The 19,130-nt window shown below is 65.3% G+C and carries 17 protein-coding genes; all 17 read right to left on the reverse strand.

The genetic code is table 11. The features are described 5' to 3' along the window. Positions 1-2 precede the first annotated feature (2 nt). The 17 genes from HV796_RS05700 to HV796_RS05780 all read right to left on the reverse strand — a co-directional run bounded on the left by HV796_RS05700 (position 3) and on the right by HV796_RS05780 (position 18,999). Positions 3-1,517 (reverse strand): hypothetical protein, encoded by a 1,515-nt coding sequence (locus HV796_RS05700; RefSeq protein WP_175225480.1) that lies wholly within the window; start codon positions 1,515-1,517, stop codon positions 3-5. A 90-nt stretch (positions 1,518-1,607) separates the two neighbouring features. Beyond that, positions 1,608-3,653: a hypothetical protein gene (locus HV796_RS05705; protein ID WP_175225481.1), complete on the reverse strand. Its 2,046-nt coding sequence runs from the start codon at positions 3,651-3,653 to the stop codon at positions 1,608-1,610. A gap of 115 nt (positions 3,654-3,768) precedes the next feature. Next, positions 3,769-4,977, reverse strand: coding sequence for a patatin-like phospholipase family protein (locus HV796_RS05710; protein WP_175225482.1), 1,209 nt, complete (start codon positions 4,975-4,977; stop codon positions 3,769-3,771). A gap of 143 nt (positions 4,978-5,120) precedes the next feature. Then, complete coding sequence (locus HV796_RS05715; RefSeq protein ID WP_175225483.1) at positions 5,121-5,348, reverse strand: hypothetical protein; 228 nt, start codon at positions 5,346-5,348, stop codon at positions 5,121-5,123. Positions 5,349-5,360: 12 nt separating this feature from the next. Continuing rightward, on the reverse strand, positions 5,361-6,737 hold the full coding sequence (locus tag HV796_RS05720; protein WP_246355712.1) for a VWA domain-containing protein: 1,377 nt from the start codon (positions 6,735-6,737) through the stop codon (positions 5,361-5,363). A 43-nt stretch (positions 6,738-6,780) separates the two neighbouring features. Continuing rightward, on the reverse strand, positions 6,781-7,452 hold the full coding sequence (locus HV796_RS05725; protein WP_175225485.1) for a TadE family protein: 672 nt from the start codon (positions 7,450-7,452) through the stop codon (positions 6,781-6,783). A gap of 4 nt (positions 7,453-7,456) precedes the next feature. Next, entirely contained in the window at positions 7,457-8,008 is a 552-nt protein-coding gene (locus HV796_RS05730; RefSeq protein ID WP_343052857.1) for a TadE/TadG family type IV pilus assembly protein, read from the reverse strand. Between the two features lie 35 nt (positions 8,009-8,043). Then, positions 8,044-9,006 (reverse strand): type II secretion system F family protein, encoded by a 963-nt coding sequence (locus tag HV796_RS05735; protein ID WP_175225486.1) that lies wholly within the window; start codon positions 9,004-9,006, stop codon positions 8,044-8,046. Between the two features lie 84 nt (positions 9,007-9,090). Further along, positions 9,091-10,068 (reverse strand): type II secretion system F family protein, encoded by a 978-nt coding sequence (locus tag HV796_RS05740; protein WP_175225487.1) that lies wholly within the window; start codon positions 10,066-10,068, stop codon positions 9,091-9,093. 44 nt (positions 10,069-10,112) lie between these two features. Continuing rightward, positions 10,113-11,489 (reverse strand): TadA family conjugal transfer-associated ATPase, encoded by a 1,377-nt coding sequence (locus HV796_RS05745; RefSeq protein ID WP_175225488.1) that lies wholly within the window; start codon positions 11,487-11,489, stop codon positions 10,113-10,115. A 33-nt stretch (positions 11,490-11,522) separates the two neighbouring features. Next, positions 11,523-12,725, reverse strand: a complete 1,203-nt coding sequence (locus HV796_RS05750) for a CpaE/TadZ family protein (protein WP_175225489.1) — start codon at positions 12,723-12,725, stop codon at positions 11,523-11,525. A 55-nt stretch (positions 12,726-12,780) separates the two neighbouring features. Further along, entirely contained in the window at positions 12,781-13,074 is a 294-nt protein-coding gene (locus tag HV796_RS05755; RefSeq protein WP_175225490.1) for a hypothetical protein, read from the reverse strand. A 29-nt stretch (positions 13,075-13,103) separates the two neighbouring features. Beyond that, positions 13,104-15,317 (reverse strand): type II and III secretion system protein family protein, encoded by a 2,214-nt coding sequence (locus HV796_RS05760; RefSeq protein WP_377695385.1) that lies wholly within the window; start codon positions 15,315-15,317, stop codon positions 13,104-13,106. 221 nt (positions 15,318-15,538) lie between these two features. Next, complete coding sequence (gene cpaB, locus HV796_RS05765) at positions 15,539-16,372, reverse strand: Flp pilus assembly protein CpaB (RefSeq protein ID WP_175225491.1); 834 nt, start codon at positions 16,370-16,372, stop codon at positions 15,539-15,541. A gap of 59 nt (positions 16,373-16,431) precedes the next feature. After that, on the reverse strand, positions 16,432-17,880 hold the full coding sequence (locus HV796_RS05770) for an ATP-binding protein (protein WP_175225492.1): 1,449 nt from the start codon (positions 17,878-17,880) through the stop codon (positions 16,432-16,434). A gap of 242 nt (positions 17,881-18,122) precedes the next feature. Further along, complete coding sequence (locus HV796_RS05775; RefSeq protein WP_175225493.1) at positions 18,123-18,659, reverse strand: A24 family peptidase; 537 nt, start codon at positions 18,657-18,659, stop codon at positions 18,123-18,125. Between the two features lie 151 nt (positions 18,660-18,810). Beyond that, positions 18,811-18,999, reverse strand: a complete 189-nt coding sequence (locus HV796_RS05780) for a Flp family type IVb pilin (protein WP_175225494.1) — start codon at positions 18,997-18,999, stop codon at positions 18,811-18,813. Positions 19,000-19,130: the final 131 nt, after the last annotated feature.

Genomic DNA, 19,130 nt, shown 5'->3' on the forward strand with positions numbered 1-19,130 from the left:
GCCTAATGCGGCTGCGCGGGCATCGGCAGCACGAAAACGGGCGGCGGATCGCGAACGCGGTTCGAATATTCGTCGCTGCGCATGTAAGCCTCGATGGCCGCTTCCGGGCTGCGCGTGACAATCGATAGATTATCGGCCGACATCGTGCCGCCCCATTGCTGAATGAACAATCTTTCGCGATTCGACAGCGAAGCCAGAAGTTCCGGCCGAATGTCCGTGATATCGGCGCGTCGGACCGCGTTCCAGTCTCGTTGGATACGCTCGAACAGGGCGCGAAGTTCGATCACCTCTGTGCGTGGCACATCATGCTCCCGGGCCAGTTCAGACGGCGTCGACTCCGGAAAAAGAAGAAAATCGTCGATCAGTGCGCTGCGCGCATCTCCAAACCGCGTTTCCCTATCCCGCTGCAGTTGATGCTCGCGAGCCAATGCGGCCACGGTATTCAGGCCGGCTGCGCATGAATCGGCGATCGCGTGATACGACATCGTCGGATTGGCCCGCAGCCTTCGAATGATTCGCTCCCGCCTGTCGGGTTCGAGGATCCGGCCACGCCGGTTGCCCGTCAGGCGCTCGCCTTCTCGTCCGGTGCGCGGCGGCGCTGAACCCGATCCTTCGTGCGACGTCGACGCTTGCGCCTCGTCGCGGTGTCTGTCGCTTTGCAGATACGCGCGGATCTTCGATAACGGCCATTGCATCATCCCGGCAAAGTTCGCGGCCGACATCTTGTGGGCCCATCGGCCGACGAATGCCTGTTCCCTTGGGGTGAGCGGACTGCTCGTCGCGGCTGCCGCCGGTGCTTCGCGGGAGACGGCATGCGACCATGCGTGCCGCACCGCGTCAACGTCCGCGGCGACTTTTTCGACGATCTCCCAAGGTACATGCATGTTGGCAACGAGTTCGTCAGTGGTCGCGCGCGCGTGCGTCAGGATGTAGCGCGCAGTGCGCCGCTCGATTGAATGCGGGTCATCTCTTTGTATCAATCGGCCGGGCAGTGCACCACTTCGGTCCGTTGCGCGGACACTGGACGCGCGCCCGGTGTCCGGCGCGCGAGCGTCGTCATCGGCTTTCCATTCGCCACTTGCATCGCGCGTCACCGCGCTCCCCATCCGCGACCGATCGTCCGGCACGGCGAGCCGCACGGTCTCGCGCGCCTGGTTTCGCGCGACGGCATACGCGCGGCCCCCGTGCAAAATGAATGTCTGCCCGCTGTCCAGGTCCCTGAGCACGCCGGTGGTGTCGGTCGACGCGTATTCGCGCGGGACCCGCGTCAGTGCGTAGTCATCCCGCCAGGCCGACGCACGCGAAATGGCGGGGCGGGTGGCCGACGCAAGCGTCGATGGAGCGGGCGCGCGGACGGGAGGAAGGTTCGCTGCGGCCGGCGTTCGCGATTCAGCCTGCTGGTGCGTGGTGTCTCGTGCCGTTCCCGTCTGCGTTGCCGGCGGCTCGGCATGAGCTGGCGAAACACCAGGTTCCTGCGGCGGGACCGGTGATGTGAGATGCGTCGTGCGGAAAGGCACTCATGTTCTCCTTGGGTCGTACACGCAAGTGCGTGAATGATGTCGCGTAGCGCGTCTGCGTCTACCTGATGCGCACGCGCGCCGCGTGACTCAGTGCGGCGCGCCGCCCGCGCGCGGCGGCGGTGCTGCAGGTGCGCTACCCGATGCTGGCGAGGACGACCGCACATGCGCATCGATCACCGATTCGGGCAAGGTAACGAGGATCGAGAGAACGTGTAAAGACAGCCGGCCTGCCCATCGCGCGACGAAGCGCCTCGTCACATGGCCGTACTCGACTCGCGGCAGAGCCCGGCCACCAGCGATGTCGGCATTGCGCGCGTGGAGCCACTCGCCGAGCGCAACGCGAACGCGCGACGAATCCGGTGCGAGCGAATCCGCGGGCGGCTGAGGCGCGGAAGGTTGACTTCCGTGGACGAACGCGTCAATCACGTCCTTGGGCACTTGCATCATCGTGGCAAGACTTGCTGTCGAGAATTCGCTGTGCCACTTCGAAATGTATTGCTTTTCGCGCTCGGTAAGCGGCGTCACGATCACGGACGGCCTGATCTGCAAGCCACATCGAACTTCACGCCACGCCCGCAGCGCCGACTGCACATTCGAAGTCGTCCGGTTGACTTGATCGGGCGTGACATCCAACGCGCGTGCAACATCGGCCACGTTTCGCCTCGGAAATCGCAGCAGAAATTCCGCGACGCGATCGATAGCCGGGATTACCTGCCCGTCAGTGCCAGCCGGCCGTGCCGACGACCCGCGTCGCGCGGCGAAACCGGACGCGAACCACCGGTAGTCGTCCGAATGTCGATATGCGTCGATCGATGCTTCGGACCGGTTCATCGCGGCGGACAGGTTACCGACCGACATCCTTTCTCCGCATTGCCGAATGAACCGCTTCGCGGCATCCGTCAGTGTCGCCTGAAGCTCCGGTCGACTCTCCGCGATATCGGCGCGCCGGCTTTGGTCCCAGTCCCGACGAATGATGGCGAGTTCCTGTTGAAGCGAACCCACCAGGCTGGATGGCTCTTTGTATTTAGCGGCGAGCCCGCCTCGCTCTGCATCCGGAGATCGAATGAATTCGCCGATAAGGGCCGTTCTGGCGGCAGAACTCAATCCGTCGGGTCGCTCGAGATCGTTGGCCCGGGCGAGCTCGGCCACGCGCGCCCTGGCGATCCTGTTACGCTTCGCGATCTCCCTGTAGGTCATCTCACGATCGGCACGCAGCAGTCCGAAAACCCGCTTCTGCACGGCCGTAGTAAGACCCTTGATCGACCGCATGGCTGCCGCGGATGAGGTGCTGACACTCGACGTTCCTGTCGAAGTCCCCGCCCCCGCCGTGCCGATCGTTGCGGCTGCGGGCGCCACTTCGACGCCGCGCAGGCAGGCGTCGATTCTCGAACGGGGCAGTCCTGTCAGCTCCGCAAACTGACTGGCCGAAAGCGCACGGCCCCATCTGCCCATGAAGGCCTGTTCCCTGGGCGTGAGCGGCACTTCCGACGCGGTGGCTGCTGGAACATCGGTGACAGCGATAGCGGACCACGCGCGCCGCGCGGCATCGACGTCGGATGTCATGCTTTCAACGTCTTGCACCTGCGCGTCGCTGCGCGCCGATGGACCGGCGCGCTGGCTGGCTTGTGCGATCGAGGTGCGCGCGGGCGCAGATGGACTTCCGGGCAGGCGTACGTCGTCGTGTATCACCCATTCACAGTTCACGTTACGCCGTATCGCCTGACCGAGCTGCGAGGGATCGCCGGGAAACGCTAACCGCCATGTGCCCCGCGGATCACGTGCGACCGCGTACGCGCGGGCATCATGGAAAATCAACACTTGCCCGCTATCGACGTCCCGAAATAGGCCCGGCGTACCCGTCGAGACATACTCCCGCGGGAGCTGCGCCAGCGCATACCGATCCGGCCAGCCGGCGGCGCGGCCCGCGCTTGCCGGACGCGCACGCGTCTCCCGTTGCGCCGGCGCGGATACTCGCGCCGCGAGCCCGGTCTGCCCTGGCGACAGCGGTTCGCCGGGCCGCAGCGCTTGAGCAGTTCGTCGGCCATTGTCTTGCGATGGCGGCTCGCCGTGAACTTCCGTCGGACGGGTGGGCGGCGGAGTTGTATGCGTGGTGGTGACAGGTATTCGCGGCAAGACCCTCTCCCGGTTTTCGCCAGCCTGACAAGCTGCGTATCGATCACCGTCATGCTACGAAAACCGCCGCGCGATACGGCAATATCCGCCCACCTACGTCACCGTCACGGTGTCGTCACACCGCCGCCGGATCGGAACGATGCACCGCGATCCCTTCCATCGGGTCGAGTTCGGCGCGCCACGGCGCACGCGCGATCATCCTGCGCGTATCGTCGTAACCGGCCGTCCAGCGCCGCTCGATGCCGATCGCCGAAAAATCGATGTCCTTGTGCAGATCGTGGCCGCACGAGCGCGGCGCATCCAGTTCGATCACCTGCATCGTCGTGCCACAGCCCCAGTCGAGCAGTTGCTTCACCGCGTCGCTGTCGCGCTGTTCCCTGGTCATATGCTTGCCCAGTTCGCGAATCACGTGACGCAGGTTGTGAATCTGCTTCTGGCGTTCGAGGTGGCTCTCCGCGCGGCTCGAATACTGGATGTCGCGCTGTCTCGTCATCGCCTCGCGAATCGACTCCGGTTCGGGTCCATGCACGGGCCACAACTGCACGGTGAAAATCACCGAATCGCGGCGCGGCCGATCGTCGAGCACCGCTTCGAGCGGCGTGTTCGAATAGATGCCGCCATCCCAGAACGCTTCACCGCCGATGCGCACCGACGGAAAGCCCGGCGGAAACGCGGCCGATGCCATCACGTGATCCACCGCGAGCGGCATGTCGCGGTTCGTGAAGTAATGCATATGCCCGCTGCTCACGCCGACGGTGCCGACCGTCAGACGCATCTGCCGCGCGTTCAGGCAATCGAAATCGACCAGCGACGCAAGGGTGTCGCGCAGCGGCTCGGTGTGATAGAACGCGGCCCGCTCCGGGCCGACTGCGCCATACAGGCCGAACCACGCATCGGCGCGCGGCGTGAAGAATGACGGAATGCCGTGCGTGATGACCGACATGTCGCGCAGCCACTCGATCACGCTCGCCGGCAAGCCGCAAAAACCGGACGGCAAGCCGTTCATCGCCGTCATGCAGCTGTCATTCCACGTGACCCGGTTCCAGAACTCCCGCAGCCGCGCAAGCCGCTTGCCTGCCGGATTGCCGGCGATGATCGCGCCGTTGATCGCGCCGATCGACGTGCCGATCACCCAGTCGGGCTCGATGCCCGCGTCGTGCAACGCATGAAAGACGCCCGCCTGATAGGCGCCGAGCGCCCCGCCGCCTTGCAGCACCAGCACGACCTGACCGCGAATATCGCCGCGCAGCCCGCTGCCGGACGACGGTGGTTGCTCGTGCGCGCGCGGCGTGCCTGCGCCGCCCCCCTCTCCATGTTCTGCCATCGTGCTTCTCCGTTGACGAAACGACGCCCGCCGGGGTTGCGGCCGGACGCGGCACGACAGAACCGGCGGGCAGTCACACGATAGCGTACCTTCGTGTCGCGCGCAGCAGCGCGACGCACGGCGCGGCCCGTCACCGCGTGGCGTCAGTGCGAGAAAAGACGATAGGTGAAAAACAGCAGCGCGACGGCGGCGGCCGTGTAGGCGCATCCTTTCAGCAGCGCCATCCAGCGTACCCCGCTGTGGTGGCGTGCGAGCCGGGGCCGCGCCGGATTCAGCGAGTCTTCCGCAAGCGACGTGGTGAAGCGCACTGTTTCATCGATCATGTGCATCGTTCGTTCCTCCTTCGAGCGGTTGCTGTCTTCGTCGGGCACGGCGGCCACCGTCTACTTCGAGATACGCAGGATCTGCGACGCGAGTTGCGAATAGCACGGCTGCAGGTCCGCCGGCGTCGCCGCGTAGCAATAGACACCGACCGGCTGCTTAGGGTTGTAGCAGCGCGAGGGTCCGTTGGCGACGTTCGCGATGCATTTGAGGATATCCGAGCCAAGCTCGCCGTCCGGACCTTTGCCGACGGTCAGGTACGGCCCGTAGCCGAGCGCGAATACGTAGATGCCTTCGGAGCGCGCCTGCGCGGCCATCGCCTCGAGCAGATTGCGCGACGCGCGATTGATGTTCTGATAGCGCACCGTGTAGCTCGCACCGTTCATATTTTGCGTGACGACACGCGGCGTGTTCGTGACAATCGGGAACGTCACGGTCGGCTCGGATGCCGCGTGCGCGTTGTAGTTCGCCGGCAAATGGTCGACCGTCGCCGCGGTCTTGCTGTAGCAGTTGCCCGACATCGCCTGGCTCGTCTGCACCCCCATCTGGTACAGGCCGCCCGGGTTGTCGGTCTGGTTCGAACCGGTCGGCGGATCGTCCGACGACACGATCGTGCCGGTGTTGGTCGTACAGGTTTTCGTCATCGGGAACGCCGACGAGAAGCTGTTCGGCGCACCGTCCGAGAAGAACACGATCACGCGCAGGCTCGACGGCTGGGTGATCACATGATTGAGCTGCCAGCGCGCATTCCACACCGCCTCTTCCGAATTCGTGTTGCCGTTGAACGAGTAACCGTTGATCAGGTTGGTCATCGTCGTGCGGTCGAAGCCGCGCGCGTTGGCTGCCTTGAATGGCACGTCGACCACCGTGCCGGTCGCGAAATGCATTAGCGCGACGCGGTCGTTGGTCACGTCGAAGTTGTTCAGAAAGTTGACCGAACTCGTGCGCACCGCTTTTTGCGTGGTCGAATCGCTCATCGAGCTGGTCGTGTCGATCACGAACGCCATGTCGAGGTCGCGCCGGATCGATTCCGATGACGTCGCCACCGAAAGCGACCTGTAGCCGATCAACTGGGTAAACGTCGTCGGCACCTTCGCCTGCGCGGCGATGTCGATGGTCACCGTGCCGTTGTTGAAGGTGACCGAAGGCGTTTGCAGCGTCGCTGTCGAATTGAGGAAACCGCTCGGATAGTTCGCTGCGAAAAACGCGGTCGCGGCCTGCTGAGCGTTCGTCATCTGCTGGGCTGGCGTGTTGCCGCGGGTGACCGCCTGGCCCGCGGCAATCGCGGCGCCGTCGGCCGCGGCGTCGAGCTTGGCCTTCACCATGTAACCCAGCCCCGCGTCGAGCGCGAGGCCAAGGCCCGCCAGCAGCATCGCAAGCGACGCCACGACGACTATGCTGACCGCGCCTTGCTGGCGCTTTTTCGATGTTGTTTTCACGGCATCCCCCCGCATCGCTCATTATCCTGAGCGTGTTCCGCATTCAGAAAACGGTCATGGCATACAGATTCGGCGACAGCGCCGGCGTCTTCAGTATCGAACCGAGATTCAGTCCGCCAATCAGCGGCTGCTGCACGTAAAAGGCCTCGACCGCGTACGCGATCTGTCCGTTCGATAGTTGCCCCTGCAACAGGCTGACTTGCGGCGAAGTCTTGCCTGGGCTCGGCAGGCCGGCGCAACTGCCGGTGCCGTCGGTCGCCCATGACGTGCCGCTGCTGCCGCAGTTCCACAGCTTGCTTGACGCGGATGTGTCATTGCCGCTGGTCCAGCGGTATTGCGCGACGACGACACCGGTGCAGTTGTTGTTATTCACATCGCAATTGTTGTTGCCGATGATCTGCGTGATGTAGATCATCCCGTGCGCGGTCATATTGAGCGGCGGCGTGGTCATCGTCAGCGACGACATGATCGTTTGCATCGGGAACGTCAGCGAGGCGCGCGACGCGAGGTTCGCGCCTTCGCGGCTCACGTTGATCAGGATCATCTGCGCCTGCATGTTGCGCGCGAAGTCGACCACCGGCAGTGCGACCGCCACCAGAATAGGCAGCAACAGCGCCATCTCGATCGCCGCGGCGCCGCGCGCGCGGCATCTCGCGATGCGAGCCGTCCTGCGCTTGCGTGCGACGGCCGTCCGTGGGTTCGTCGGGTGGTTCATTGCGTCAACCTCCTGAGAAACCTTCGTTGCGCATCGTCGCGGCGACGCTGAACGTATACAACCCGTTCGGGAAGAACGGCCGCGCAAGCGGCGTCAACAGCGGCCACGAGCAGTTCAGCTGCAACACGATGATGTCGCCCGGATTGCCGAACATCGAACTCGAATAGCTGCCTTGCGTCGCGTAGTTGCTGCTCTGACCGTTGATCGTGATCGTGTAGCTCGGCGACACCATGTTGTATAGGCCCATCGAGCTGTTCTTGATCTCCTGGATCACCGCCAGATAGCGTTGCTGGTCCGACGCATCCGGGTCGAGGTTGCTCTGTCCGGTCACCGCATAGCGCGCGCCTTCGCGCACCGCATATTGCATCGTCAGATTCACCCACAGCGACACGCACAGGTCCATTCCGACAAACACCAGCAATAAAAGCAATGGCGCGATCAGCGCGAATTCGACGGCGGCCGCGCCGCGCTGCCGGCGGCGTGCCACCGCGGTTCGCTGCGTTCCCGGCTTGCGGTGCATTGCCCGTGTGCTTCGCATCGGCGAGCGCATGTTCATGTTCACTCCTTGTCGCTTCGCATTCGCGCGTTCCGTTAGCCGCCGATACGCTGGACGGCCGGCGCCAGCATCCGCATCGTCTGGATCGCGGCCGGCCCGATCAGCACGATCAACAGCGTCGGGAAGATAAAGAAGATCAGCGGAAACAGCAGCTTCAAGGCGATCTTCGCGGCCGTTTCTTCCGCACGCAGGCGGCGCTTCGTGCGCAGGTTGTCGGTGTACACGCGCAATGAATCGCCGATGCTCGTGCCGAAGCGGTCCGCCTGGATCAGCATCGTCGTCAGCGTGTCGATGTCCTCGACGCCGGTGCGTAGCGCAAGGTTGCGCAACGCCTTGTCGCGGCCCGAGCCGGCGCGCAGCTCAAGCAGCACCAGTTCGAATTCATCGCGCAGCGCCTTGCTGCGCGTGCCGATCTCTTCGGTCACGCGCGCGAGCGCCGCATCGAAGCCGAGACCCGCTTCGACGCAGACGGTCATCAGATCGACCGCGTCGGGCAGATCCTCGAACAGCATCAGCTTGCGGCGCTCGATCAGCCGCGCGAGCACGCCGTTGGGCAGATAGAAACCGAATGCCGATGCCCCCAGCACGGTCGCCAGCGCGAACGCGGGCGGCGCGTTATGCAGCTTCGCTGACAGCGACAGCAGCGCAAGCGCGGGCAACGCGAGCGCCAGCACCGTCTTCGCGCCGAAGTAGATCGCCGGCGCCGATTCGCTACGCAGCCCCGCATTCAGAAAGCGCACACGCAGCAGCGAGTCGTTCCAGTTCTCCTTCGGTAACGAGAACTTCGCGACACGCGACGACACCTGCGCGATCCTCTCGACCCACTTGCCGTCGTCCTGTTGCATCGCCGCTTGCGGATCGGTTTCACCGGCGGGTACGCCGATCTGTCCAATGCGCCGCCTCAGCGGATCGGGTCGCATCAGGCTCATCCCTTTGAGCACCGCGCTAAATACGATCACGAACAACAACACAAGCACCGCGATCTGGTCGATTCTCATACACTTCGGGTTGCCCCGCCCCCGTTCAATCGTTGTAGTCGTCGTAGTCGGTTCATGCGTCGCATCCGTGTTGAATGACGGATCTCATACGTGGATTCGCACGATCTTGCGCGACCAGAAGATGCCCAGCACCATGAACACCAACGCCGTGGACGCGAGCTTCATGCCGGCCGTGTCCGTCCAGAAAATGCGCATCAGCCCCGGGTTGATCAACATGATCACGCCGCCGAGCGCGAACGGCAGCAGGCACAAAATCCACGCCGACAGCCGCCCTTCGGCTGACAGCACGCGTACCTTGCCAAGCAGCTTCAGGCGCTCGCGAATGATCGTGCTGATGTTGTGGAGAATCTCCGCGAGATTGCCGCCCGCCTCGCGTTGGATCAGCACCGCGATCACGAAGTAGCGCAGGTCGTCGAGCGGGACGCGCGTCACCATGTTTTGCAGCGCGTCGCTCATCGATGAGCCGAAGTTGATCTCGTCGAACGCGAGCTTGAACTCGCCGCCCAGCGGCTCGGGCATTTCGTCGCCGACCATGCCGAGCGCGCTCGGAAACGAATGGCCGGCCAGCATCGCGCGCGCGACGAGGTCGGCGGCTTCCGGCAACTGCTGTTCGAGCTGCTTCATGCGCTTCGCGCGCTTGTGACGTACGACCCACCATGGCAACGGCGCACATAACGCAGCCAGCACAAGCGCGATAAAAAGCGGTTGGTGCATCACCAGTGCAACCGCCAGCGCACCGACCGCGCACGCTCCGACGTAGGTGAAGAAGCGCTTGATGGTCCAGTCGAGCCCCGCTTGCAGCAGCAAGCGCTGCAATGCCTGAGAGCGCGGCAGGCTCATCAGCAGGCGCGCGATCAACGACGCGTCGTCGCGGCCGCCGTTCTTCAGGATCGAGGCCGGACCGGCGTCGGCGTCCGACGGTGTCGCGAGCGCGTGCACACGCGCTTTCACGCGTTTGACCGCCGCGCCGTGCTTGCTGTGCCACCACAGGTACGCGCCTTCGATCGCCAGCACCGTCGCGATGAACAGCAGCACGACGAAGCCGATAAACGACGTATTCATGTCCTGCTCCTTTGGGTCGCTGTCTTCACGTCTGCCCGGCGCCGTTACACTTCAAAGCGCCGCGCCGGATCGAACACGCTGTCCGGCAGCGACAACCCGAATGCGGCAAGTCGCTCGCAAAACTTCGGCCGCACGCCGGTCGCGCAGAAATAGCCGCGCACGGTGCCGTCCTGGTCGACACCGGTGCGCTTGAACGTGAAGATCTCCTGCGTGTTGATCACCTCGCCTTCCATGCCGGTGATCTCCTGAATGCTCATCAGCTTGCGGCGTCCGTCCGTCAGGCGCGACGCCTGCACGACCACCGACACCGCGGACGCGATCTGCTGGCGCATCGCCTTCACCGGCATCGAGATGCCGCCCATCGACACCATGTTTTCCAGGCGCGTCAGCGCATCGCGCGGCGTATTCGCGTGCAGCGTCGCCATCGATCCTTCGTGGCCGGTGTTCATCGCGTGCAGCATGTCGAGCGCTTCGCCGCCGCGCACTTCGCCGAGCACGATGCGGTCGGGCCGCATCCGCAGCGCGTTGCGCACCAGCGCACGCTGCGAGATTTCGCCCTTGCCTTCGATGTTCGGCGGACGCGTTTCGAGGCGCAGCACGTGTTCCTGCCGCAGTTGCAGTTCGGCGGCGTCCTCGATCGTCACGATGCGCTCGTCGCCGGGAATAAAGCCCGACAGCAGGTTCAGCAAGGTCGTCTTGCCGCTGCCGGTGCCGCCTGAAATCAGCACGTTGAGCTTCGACTTGATCAGCGCTTCGAGCATCTGCGCCATCGCCGACGTGAAGCTGCGGTTGTTCAGCATGTCGTCGACCGTCAGCGGATTCACCGCGAAACGGCGGATCGATACGAGCGGCCCGTCGATCGCCGACGGCGGAATGATCGCGTTGACCCGCGAACCGTCCGGCAGCCGCGCATCGACCATCGGCGTCGATTCATCGATACGACGGCCCACGCGCGACACGATCCGCTCGATCACTTTCATCAGATGCGCGTCGTCGTAGAACGTGATGTCGGTCAGTTCGAGCTTGCCGCGCCGTTCGACGTACACATGCTGCGACGTGTTCACCAGAATGTCCGACACCGTCGGATCGTTGAGCAGCGGTTCGAGCGGGCCAAGGCCGAGCATTTCGTCCTGGACGTCCTGTACCAGGCGCTTGCGCTCGAACTCGTTCATCGGCACTTTGTCTTCGTCGACGATCCGCTCGACCAGTTGGGCGAGCTCGCGCTTCACCTGTTCGGTCGACAGCCGCTGCAGCTTGTCCAGTTCGACGCGTTCGATAATCGTCTGGTGGATGCTCATCTTCAGCTGCTGGTACGCCTGGCGCGCCGCCTTCGTATCCTGCGATGCGCAAGAGGCCGCGCCCGCGGCCGGCGTGTCGGCGACAAGGTCGCTTTGCATCAGGAGTTGCTCGCGCAATGACATGCTGGTCTCCGGCTGGATGGTGCGCTTCGTGTATTAGTGGCCAGGCTTCAGTTGCTGCCGCGTGCCCGGTTTCGCCGTGAAAAGCCGCGCGAACATCCGTTTGCGCGGCGCGGTTTCGAGCGGACACAGCAGCGTCGCGAGTGCATCGATGCTTTTCGTCAGCGCGCCGTTCTTCGCCACCGTATAGAGCGGCACGCCCTGGTTCACCGCATGGCGTGCGCTTTTTGCGTCGTGCGGCAGCAGGTGCGCGGGCTTCATGCCAAGCGTGCGCTCGATTGCGTCGAGCCCGACCTGCTCGCGCTTGTCGTAGTGGTTGACGATCAGCCGTGTCTTGCTCGATGCGTAGCCCAACTGGCCGAACAGGTCGAGCAGGCGCCGCGTCGCGTGCAGATGCGGCACGGTCTGCTGCAGCACCACGCCGACCGCATCGCTCTGGTCGAGCACGTGAATCGACAGCGGATTGATGCTCTGGCCGACGTCGCACAGCACAATGTCGTACTGGTCGCGCACCAGCGCGAGCACGCGCTGCAGATGCGATGCGCGCAGTTCGGCCGCCTTGACCGGGTCGCCCGCGCCCGCGAGCACATCGAGATTCGGATGCACGCGTGCGACGCAGGCTTCGAAGAAGGCTGCGTCGAGCCGGTCGATCTGCGTGCCGAGGTCGTACAGCGTCGCGGGCGGCGTCTTGTCCGACAGCAGCAGATTCGCATCGGCGAATTGCTGATTCAGGTCGATCAGCAGCACGCGCTTGTCGCGCGCAGCCGCGAGTGCGTAGCCCACGTTGGCCGTGAGCAGCGTCGTGCCGCAACCGCCCTTGCCGGCGGCGAACGCCAGCACGCGTCCCGCGCGGCGCGTGTGCGCGTTCTTCTTGCCGGCGACGTGCGCGAGCTCGCGCGCGAACGCGGTCGCGTCGAGCGGCCATGACAGCACATGGCGCACGCCCGCGCGCATCGCGGCCTTCAGCATGTCGGTCGACACCTCGGCGGTGACCAGCATGCAGCTGAGATTCGGCGCGTGCCCGCTGGCCTCCTCGATCGCTGCAAGGTCGGCGGCCGCAAGCGTGCTGTCTTCGATGATCAGCAGATCGGCCTTTCTGATCAGCGACGCGTGTTTCACCAGCGCTCGCGCAGCGCCCGATTCGGTCCGCAGCGTGTGCGCGATGCCGCTATCGCGCAGCATCGCGCCGATTTGCGTGGCGCATGTGTCGTTCGCCGAAACCAGAAGAATATCGATCATGTTGACTCTCCCTCACCACCTGTGCCGGGCCGGTCTACTCGGGCCGGCACGCGGATTAGTTGCTCGTCCCGCTGCCGACGCCAATCGCGAAGACGTTGGTCGGCGGCGTCGGCGCGGTGAATGACTTGAAGTACGCGGTCTGCGCGGCATCGGCCGCGCGTCCGTCGACGCCCGCGACCGGATTGGTGTTATTCGATGCGTCCGGGTTGAGCGTCTGCATCTCGCGGATTTGCGTGACGGCAGAGCCGAAGTTGTGGTCCCAGGCCGGCGTCGACGTCAGGCATCCGCCGAGCGCCGCGCATGCGCCGAGACTGATTGCAATGCGCAGCAGGATCTGGAATGTGTTCATGCTGGTCTCCATCGATAGGGTTCAGCGAGTCAGTGCAGCGTCGCGGGCGGCGGCACGTTGGGTTGCGCGGCCAGCGGCTCGCTCTCCACGCGCGCGGTTGAGACCGGCTGCACCTGCGGCTCGTCGGGCGCAGCGGCTCTCGCCATCTGCGTCGCGACCGCGGTTGCCGCTGCGGCCCCGGGTGGCTGCGCTGGGCTCAAGACCGGCGGTCCGTGCGGCGCGTCGGATGCAGCCGTCCTCGCCATCTGCGTCGCGATCGCGGCGGCAGCGGCGGATGGCTGCGGCGGACTCGAGACCGGCGGCGCGGCGGCATTGGTGGACGGGCCGGGGTGCGGCACGGGCGCACCGGGCGCTCCAGGCGTGACAGGCGATAGCGGGGTAACCGGCGCAACCGGTGTATTCAGGTTCGAGGCCCCCGCTGGCGCGCCGCCTGCCACTGGCTCCTGGCCGACCGCACCGGCTGCTCCGGGGACCGGCTGCGGCGCCGTCTGCGCTGGCGTAGCATGGCCGGCCGGCACGCTGCCCGACGGTTCGGGCACGATGGCCGGCGCACCTGGCACAGCCGGTACACCCGAAGCCGGCGCGACCGGCGCCGCGGGCTTGCTGCCTTCCATATTGCCGGTCGCGTAGACGACGCCTTCATTGACGTTCGCGAAGCTATCCGTCGGCATCGGATACGCCCTCGGCAGCGGTTTCGCGAGACGCGGCGTCACGACGAACACGAGTTCCGTCTTGTCTTCCTGGAAGTTCGTGCTGCGAAACAGCGCGCCGAGCACCGGCACTTCGCCGACGCCGGGCAATGCCTTGATCGTGCCTGTCACATTGCTCTTCAACAGGCCGCCGATCGCAAAGCTCTGGCCGTCGTACACCTGTAACGTCGTGGTGGCGCGCCGCGTGGTGATAAGCGGCAGGATCGCCGTCGAGTTCACGCCGGCCGCCGTGACCGCGACGCCGGTCGGCGACAGCTCGGACACTTCCGGCGCGACTTTCAGGTTGATGCGACCGTTCTCCAGCACCGTGGGCGTGAACGTGAGGCCGACGCCGAACGGCTCTTCCTGCAGGGTGATGGTCGTGCCGCCCGTGCCGTTGCTTTGCGGCACCGGAATGAATACCTTGCCTCCCGCGAGGAAGCTTGCTTCCTGGCCGCTGATCGCCATCAGGTTCGGCTCCGCGAGAATCTTCACCAGCTGGTCGGTCTTCTGTGCATCGATCGCGAGACTAAGCGGCAAGTTGTTCGCTTTCGATGCGGCCGCGAGGCCGAGGCCACCCGACAGGAATTGCGCGAGCAGACCGAAGCTCCAGCTGCCGATGCTGCCTTGCAGGTTGGCCTGTGCGCCGAGCTGGTCGATCAGCGTCTTCGACACTTCAGCCACCTTCACTTCGAGCATCACCTGTTGCGGCGCGGCGACTTGCATCATGTTGATCACGCGCTGCGATTTGTCCGCGCCACCATTCAGTCCCGGGGCCGCGCCGCCGCCGAACCCGACCGGCATGATGGCGGCAATCGGCAGCGGGCCCGCGCCTGCAGGCGCCGCCGCTGCGTGTCCGGACGGCTGCGGCAGCGCCGAATTCGGGCGTGACGTGAACGCGTGCGCGAGATCGATGATCCGCGTCGCCACCGTCGCGTCGCTCACGGTGCCGGTCAGTACCAGCGCGTCGCCCGCCGCCATCACCTGCACACCGCGCTCGTTCGGCATCAGCCGCAGAATGGTCTGCTGCAGCCCGGCCGGATCGGCGCCGACCACCACGTCGATTACGCTGCACGAACCGCTTCTGCCCTGCACGATCATATTGGTCGTGCCGATGTCGGAGCCCAGCAGATACAGGGTTTGCGGCGACACCAGCATGGTCTGCACGATCGCCGGATTGCCGACCGTGCGCTGGCGGACCGGCTCGCCCAGATTGACGAGCGTCGATTTGCCAAGCGGCACCGTGACCGTGCTCTGCTCGCTCACCTGCCCCGTGCAGTTCGGTCCCTTGCCGCCGCTCACCATCGCCAGGCCGCCGGCGGCACCGGCGGCGCCCAGCGCGGCGTGGACCGGCGCGTTCGCGGCGACCGTGACCGGCATTTGCGGCAGCGGCACGTCGGCGGCCGGCAGCACCACTGCCTGCATCGCGGCAGCCGGCATCGTCCTTGCGATCATGCCAGCCGACGCGGTCCGATCGCCGATGCTCTCCGCCTGCGCGGTCGGCAGCACCCACAGGAACGCGCCGATCGTTCCCAACATAACGGTCAGCGCCATACTGGCCACCGCCGGTCGTTGCTTCCTCGCTTCACGCCTTTGCGACCAATGCGCCAGACGAGCCGATTTCGCGTCCATGTCCTTCCCCCGTTCACGTACTGCCTTTACCGCTTATATGAGTAGCTGCGTGCTGCGTACTGCCTGTTGTTCGTTGCCGCCTGCTCTGTTGCTTTGCTGCCGCCGCGGTGCGTCCGGTCGCCGAACCGCTTAAGGCGATTCGCTCAGAAACATTCCTTCGTCGTCTCGCCGCCGACGATCACCCGCACGCAATTCGTGGGCTCGCGTGCGACAACCTTGCGGATCACGCGGGGCGCCGGTGCGGGCGCGGAAGCCGGCGCGGGCACAGCGACGTCAAGCAGTGTCGTGCGCGTCGCGCCGGCGGTCGTCGCCGCCTGTGGGTCGACCTGATTGCGCAGCACCAGCGACAACGTGCCGATGCTGCGTGCCAGGTCGATCTTCTCTGCCTGGTCGGGCGTGACTTCGAGCGTCACCGCGTCGACCACTTTCGGCTTGGTCTCGTCGCGCGCGACTTCCTGCGCGATCGCGAGCACCAGAATCTTTTCCAGCACGATCTTCGAGATGTGCTGATCACGCGAACCCGTCGCCATGCCCGGATCTTTCTCGGTGTTGACGATGATGTCGACGTAGTTGCCCGGCAGCGCGAAGCCCGCGACGCCGATCACGTCGTTCACGCGCACCGTGATCGCCCGCTTGCCTTCATTGATCACCGCCGACAGGCCGCCGACCGTGCCGACCGGCGACAGCTTCGCTTCAAGCACCGGTTCGCCGTGCAGCGTGCTTTCCTTCAGCACGCGGCCGTCGAGCTTCTGCGGGTCGCTGAACGTGCCTGGCGGCACGCTGGTCGACGGCCAGTCGACCACTTTCAGCACGTCGGGCGTGAGGCGCTGGCCGAGGCTGATATCGGCGGTCGCGACGACGACTTTCGCGCTCGACGATGTTGTCTGCGAGATCATCCAGCGTGAGCCGAAGACCACCGCCGCCAGGCCTGCCGCCGTCGCGAGCAGCAGCATGAATATCGCGCGTGAGTTGTTCATATCCGGTCTCCTACCGATTCCGTTACTCGATTCTTGATGGCGCTCGTTGCATGGGCGGACTACGCGGTCGCGAAGCGCCGGATCACGTCGCCCGCGTGATTCGGCCGCACCGGCAACATGTCCGGCGCACCCGTGTTGGCGAAATAGCTGTTCCACGCGCGCTGCAGCGTGTCGGGCGTCGCGACCGGCGGCTCTTCACGGTAGGCCGCATGCGCCACCATGAGGCTCAGCAGATCGCGCGGATAACACGCAAGCAGCGGACGGCGGGCCGGCTGATGTAACCGGTAAACCAGAAAATCGAATGCATCGTCGTCGCAGCGCACGCCCAATTCCCCGCATAGATTCGTGAACAGCAAGCGGTACTCGTGCTGCGGCAGCGGCCCGACGTACAGCTTGCAGCCGAGGCGCCGCAGAAATGCGTCGTCGCCGAGCTGGTCGGGCGTGAGGTTGCTCGAGAACGCGAGGCGCACGTCGAACGGCAGCTGGAAGCGCGCGCCGTTTTGCAGCGACAGCGTTTCGATGCCGCGCCCGAGCGGGGCGATCCAGCGGTTCAGCAGATCTTGCGGCGCGACGCGCTGACGGCCCAGGTCGTCGACGATATACAGGCCGTTGTTCGCCTTCACGTGGCCGGGCGCCTGATAGAAACCGGCGCCGACGTCATAGCAGAGCTCGAGCATGTCGAGCGTCAGCTCGCCGCCGGCCATCACGACCGGCCGTTCACAGCGCTGCCAGCGGCGGTCCGCGGGCATCGTCAGCGAGGTGACCCGCGCGGGCGGGCAGGCATCCGCGGTGCTTTCGCCATGCGCCGCGGCGGCGCACGGCACATGTACGAGCGGGTCGAAGATCTGCACGATCGAGCGGTCGATCAGCAGCGCGTACGGCACGTCGATCGTACCCGGCATCAGCCGCGCCAGCGCTTCGGCCAGATGCGTCTTGCCGCCGCCGGCCGGACCGTACAGCAGGATCGGCCGGCCCGAGTTCATCGCGCCGCCCACTTCGTCGACCATCGTCTCGGTCAGCGTGAGCCCGGCCAGCGCGGCGCGTGCGAACGGCCGCGAGATGCGCATCAGGTTCACCGACTGGCGCGCGACCGCTTGCACATACGCGTCGAGCGTGACCGGCGCAGGGCCGACATACGCGCACCGCGCGAGATAGCCGATCGCGCGTACGCGGCCCTCTTCGGTCAACTGGTACTGCACGTCGAAGTCGGCCGCTCCCCGGTGCGTGACTTCGAGTTGGCGCTCGCGAATCATGAAACCTGTGACTTCGTCGAGTACCGGTATCGCCAGCTTCAGGCGCTCCACCAGATGCGCCAGGCTGATCTTGCCTTCGACCGCGGCGGCCTTCGCGGTCAGCTCGGCGAGAAACGGCAGGTCGAGGCCGGTCTGGCCCACAGTCTGCGGGGCACGGCCCACACCCGCCGCCTGTGATGCATTGCCGCGCGACCCGATATCGTGCGTATCGATATCGCGCAGCCCAGCCTCGCCCGGTCCATGAGCGTTGTTCATCTGACTTCCCCCGTATCTGGTCAGCTTTTTGTTGCGCTTCTTGTTTCGCTTTTTGGTTCGCTTCCTGCCCCGTTATCCGGCCCGATCTGTGTCCGGCCTTCTCGCCTGCTTGCTTCACTGCTTGTGATAGTTGTTGTGCTTGTCCCGCCCGTTATCCGCACGCCCCCACATGCGGGTCCTGCCTCGCGGAGCCTCTGCCTGTCTGCGCAGGTCTGACTCTCGTTGCTCTGTGGTGCTTCGTGTTACTGCACGCTCAACACCATCGTGCTCAACGCGCCGATCGCGATCGCGACGCCGAACGGCATCCGGCCGACCGACAATGCACGCATCACCTCTCCGTGCTGCACGACCTGCCGCCACCCGCCCGTCACTGAAAGCAGCATCGAGTACGTGTTCGACAAGCCGTCCTTCATGCGCCTTTTCAGCAGCATCACGGTCAGCGCCCAGACCCCGCCGATCGCGCAGGCGATCATCGCGGTCTCAATCGCGCCGCTTATGCCGAACCACGCACCGACCGCGGCCATCAACTTGACATCGCCGGCACCGACCGCGCGCACCATGTATCCCGGCAGGAAGATCAGGCCGCCGACCAGCGATCCGGCGAACCAGACGGCCAGGCCATCGACTGCGCCGTACAGCATCCATTGCGCGGGCAGCGCGGCGACCAGCGCCGTCGCGACCAGCCAGTTCGGAATGCGGCGCGTGCGCAGGTCGAGCGCGGCGGCGGTGATCACCAGCAACAGGACACAGGGTCCGAGCGGAAAAGGAACGGCGTTCATCGACGTCTCCGGTGTATGCGGTGCGCTGTGAAACTCGCGACGCTGCTGGCCTGGCGCGCAGACCATTGCGGCGCGTGCGGACCCGGCCGGCCCGGCTCTGCCCCGCCGCGTTGCTTGCGCGGCAGAGCGGGCTTCGCGGGAGCCGCGTCGCTCAGGTGCCGGTGTTCTTCGAAGCCGTCTGCAGCGCGGTGGAGATGGTGTTGAAAATGGTCTGGATGCTCGCGCCGGCAAGCGTCGCGCCGCCGATGATCATCACCGAAATCAGACCCACCAGCAGTCCGTACTCGATTGCTGCCGCACCTTCTTCGTCACGCAGAAATTGTTGAATCGCCTTCTTCATGCTAACCCCCGTAGAGTGAAGTTGAACTACCGTAAAAAGCCGCTGCGCCTGGATACGCATCGGCAACTGCCCGCCCAAGGCGGACGGACAAATCGGCATCGCCTCCCGGTTGCTTCGTCCCGGTGGTCGCG

This window comes from Paraburkholderia humisilvae (genome assembly GCF_902859855.1).
Taxonomy (GTDB): Bacteria; Pseudomonadota; Gammaproteobacteria; order Burkholderiales; family Burkholderiaceae; genus Paraburkholderia; species Paraburkholderia humisilvae.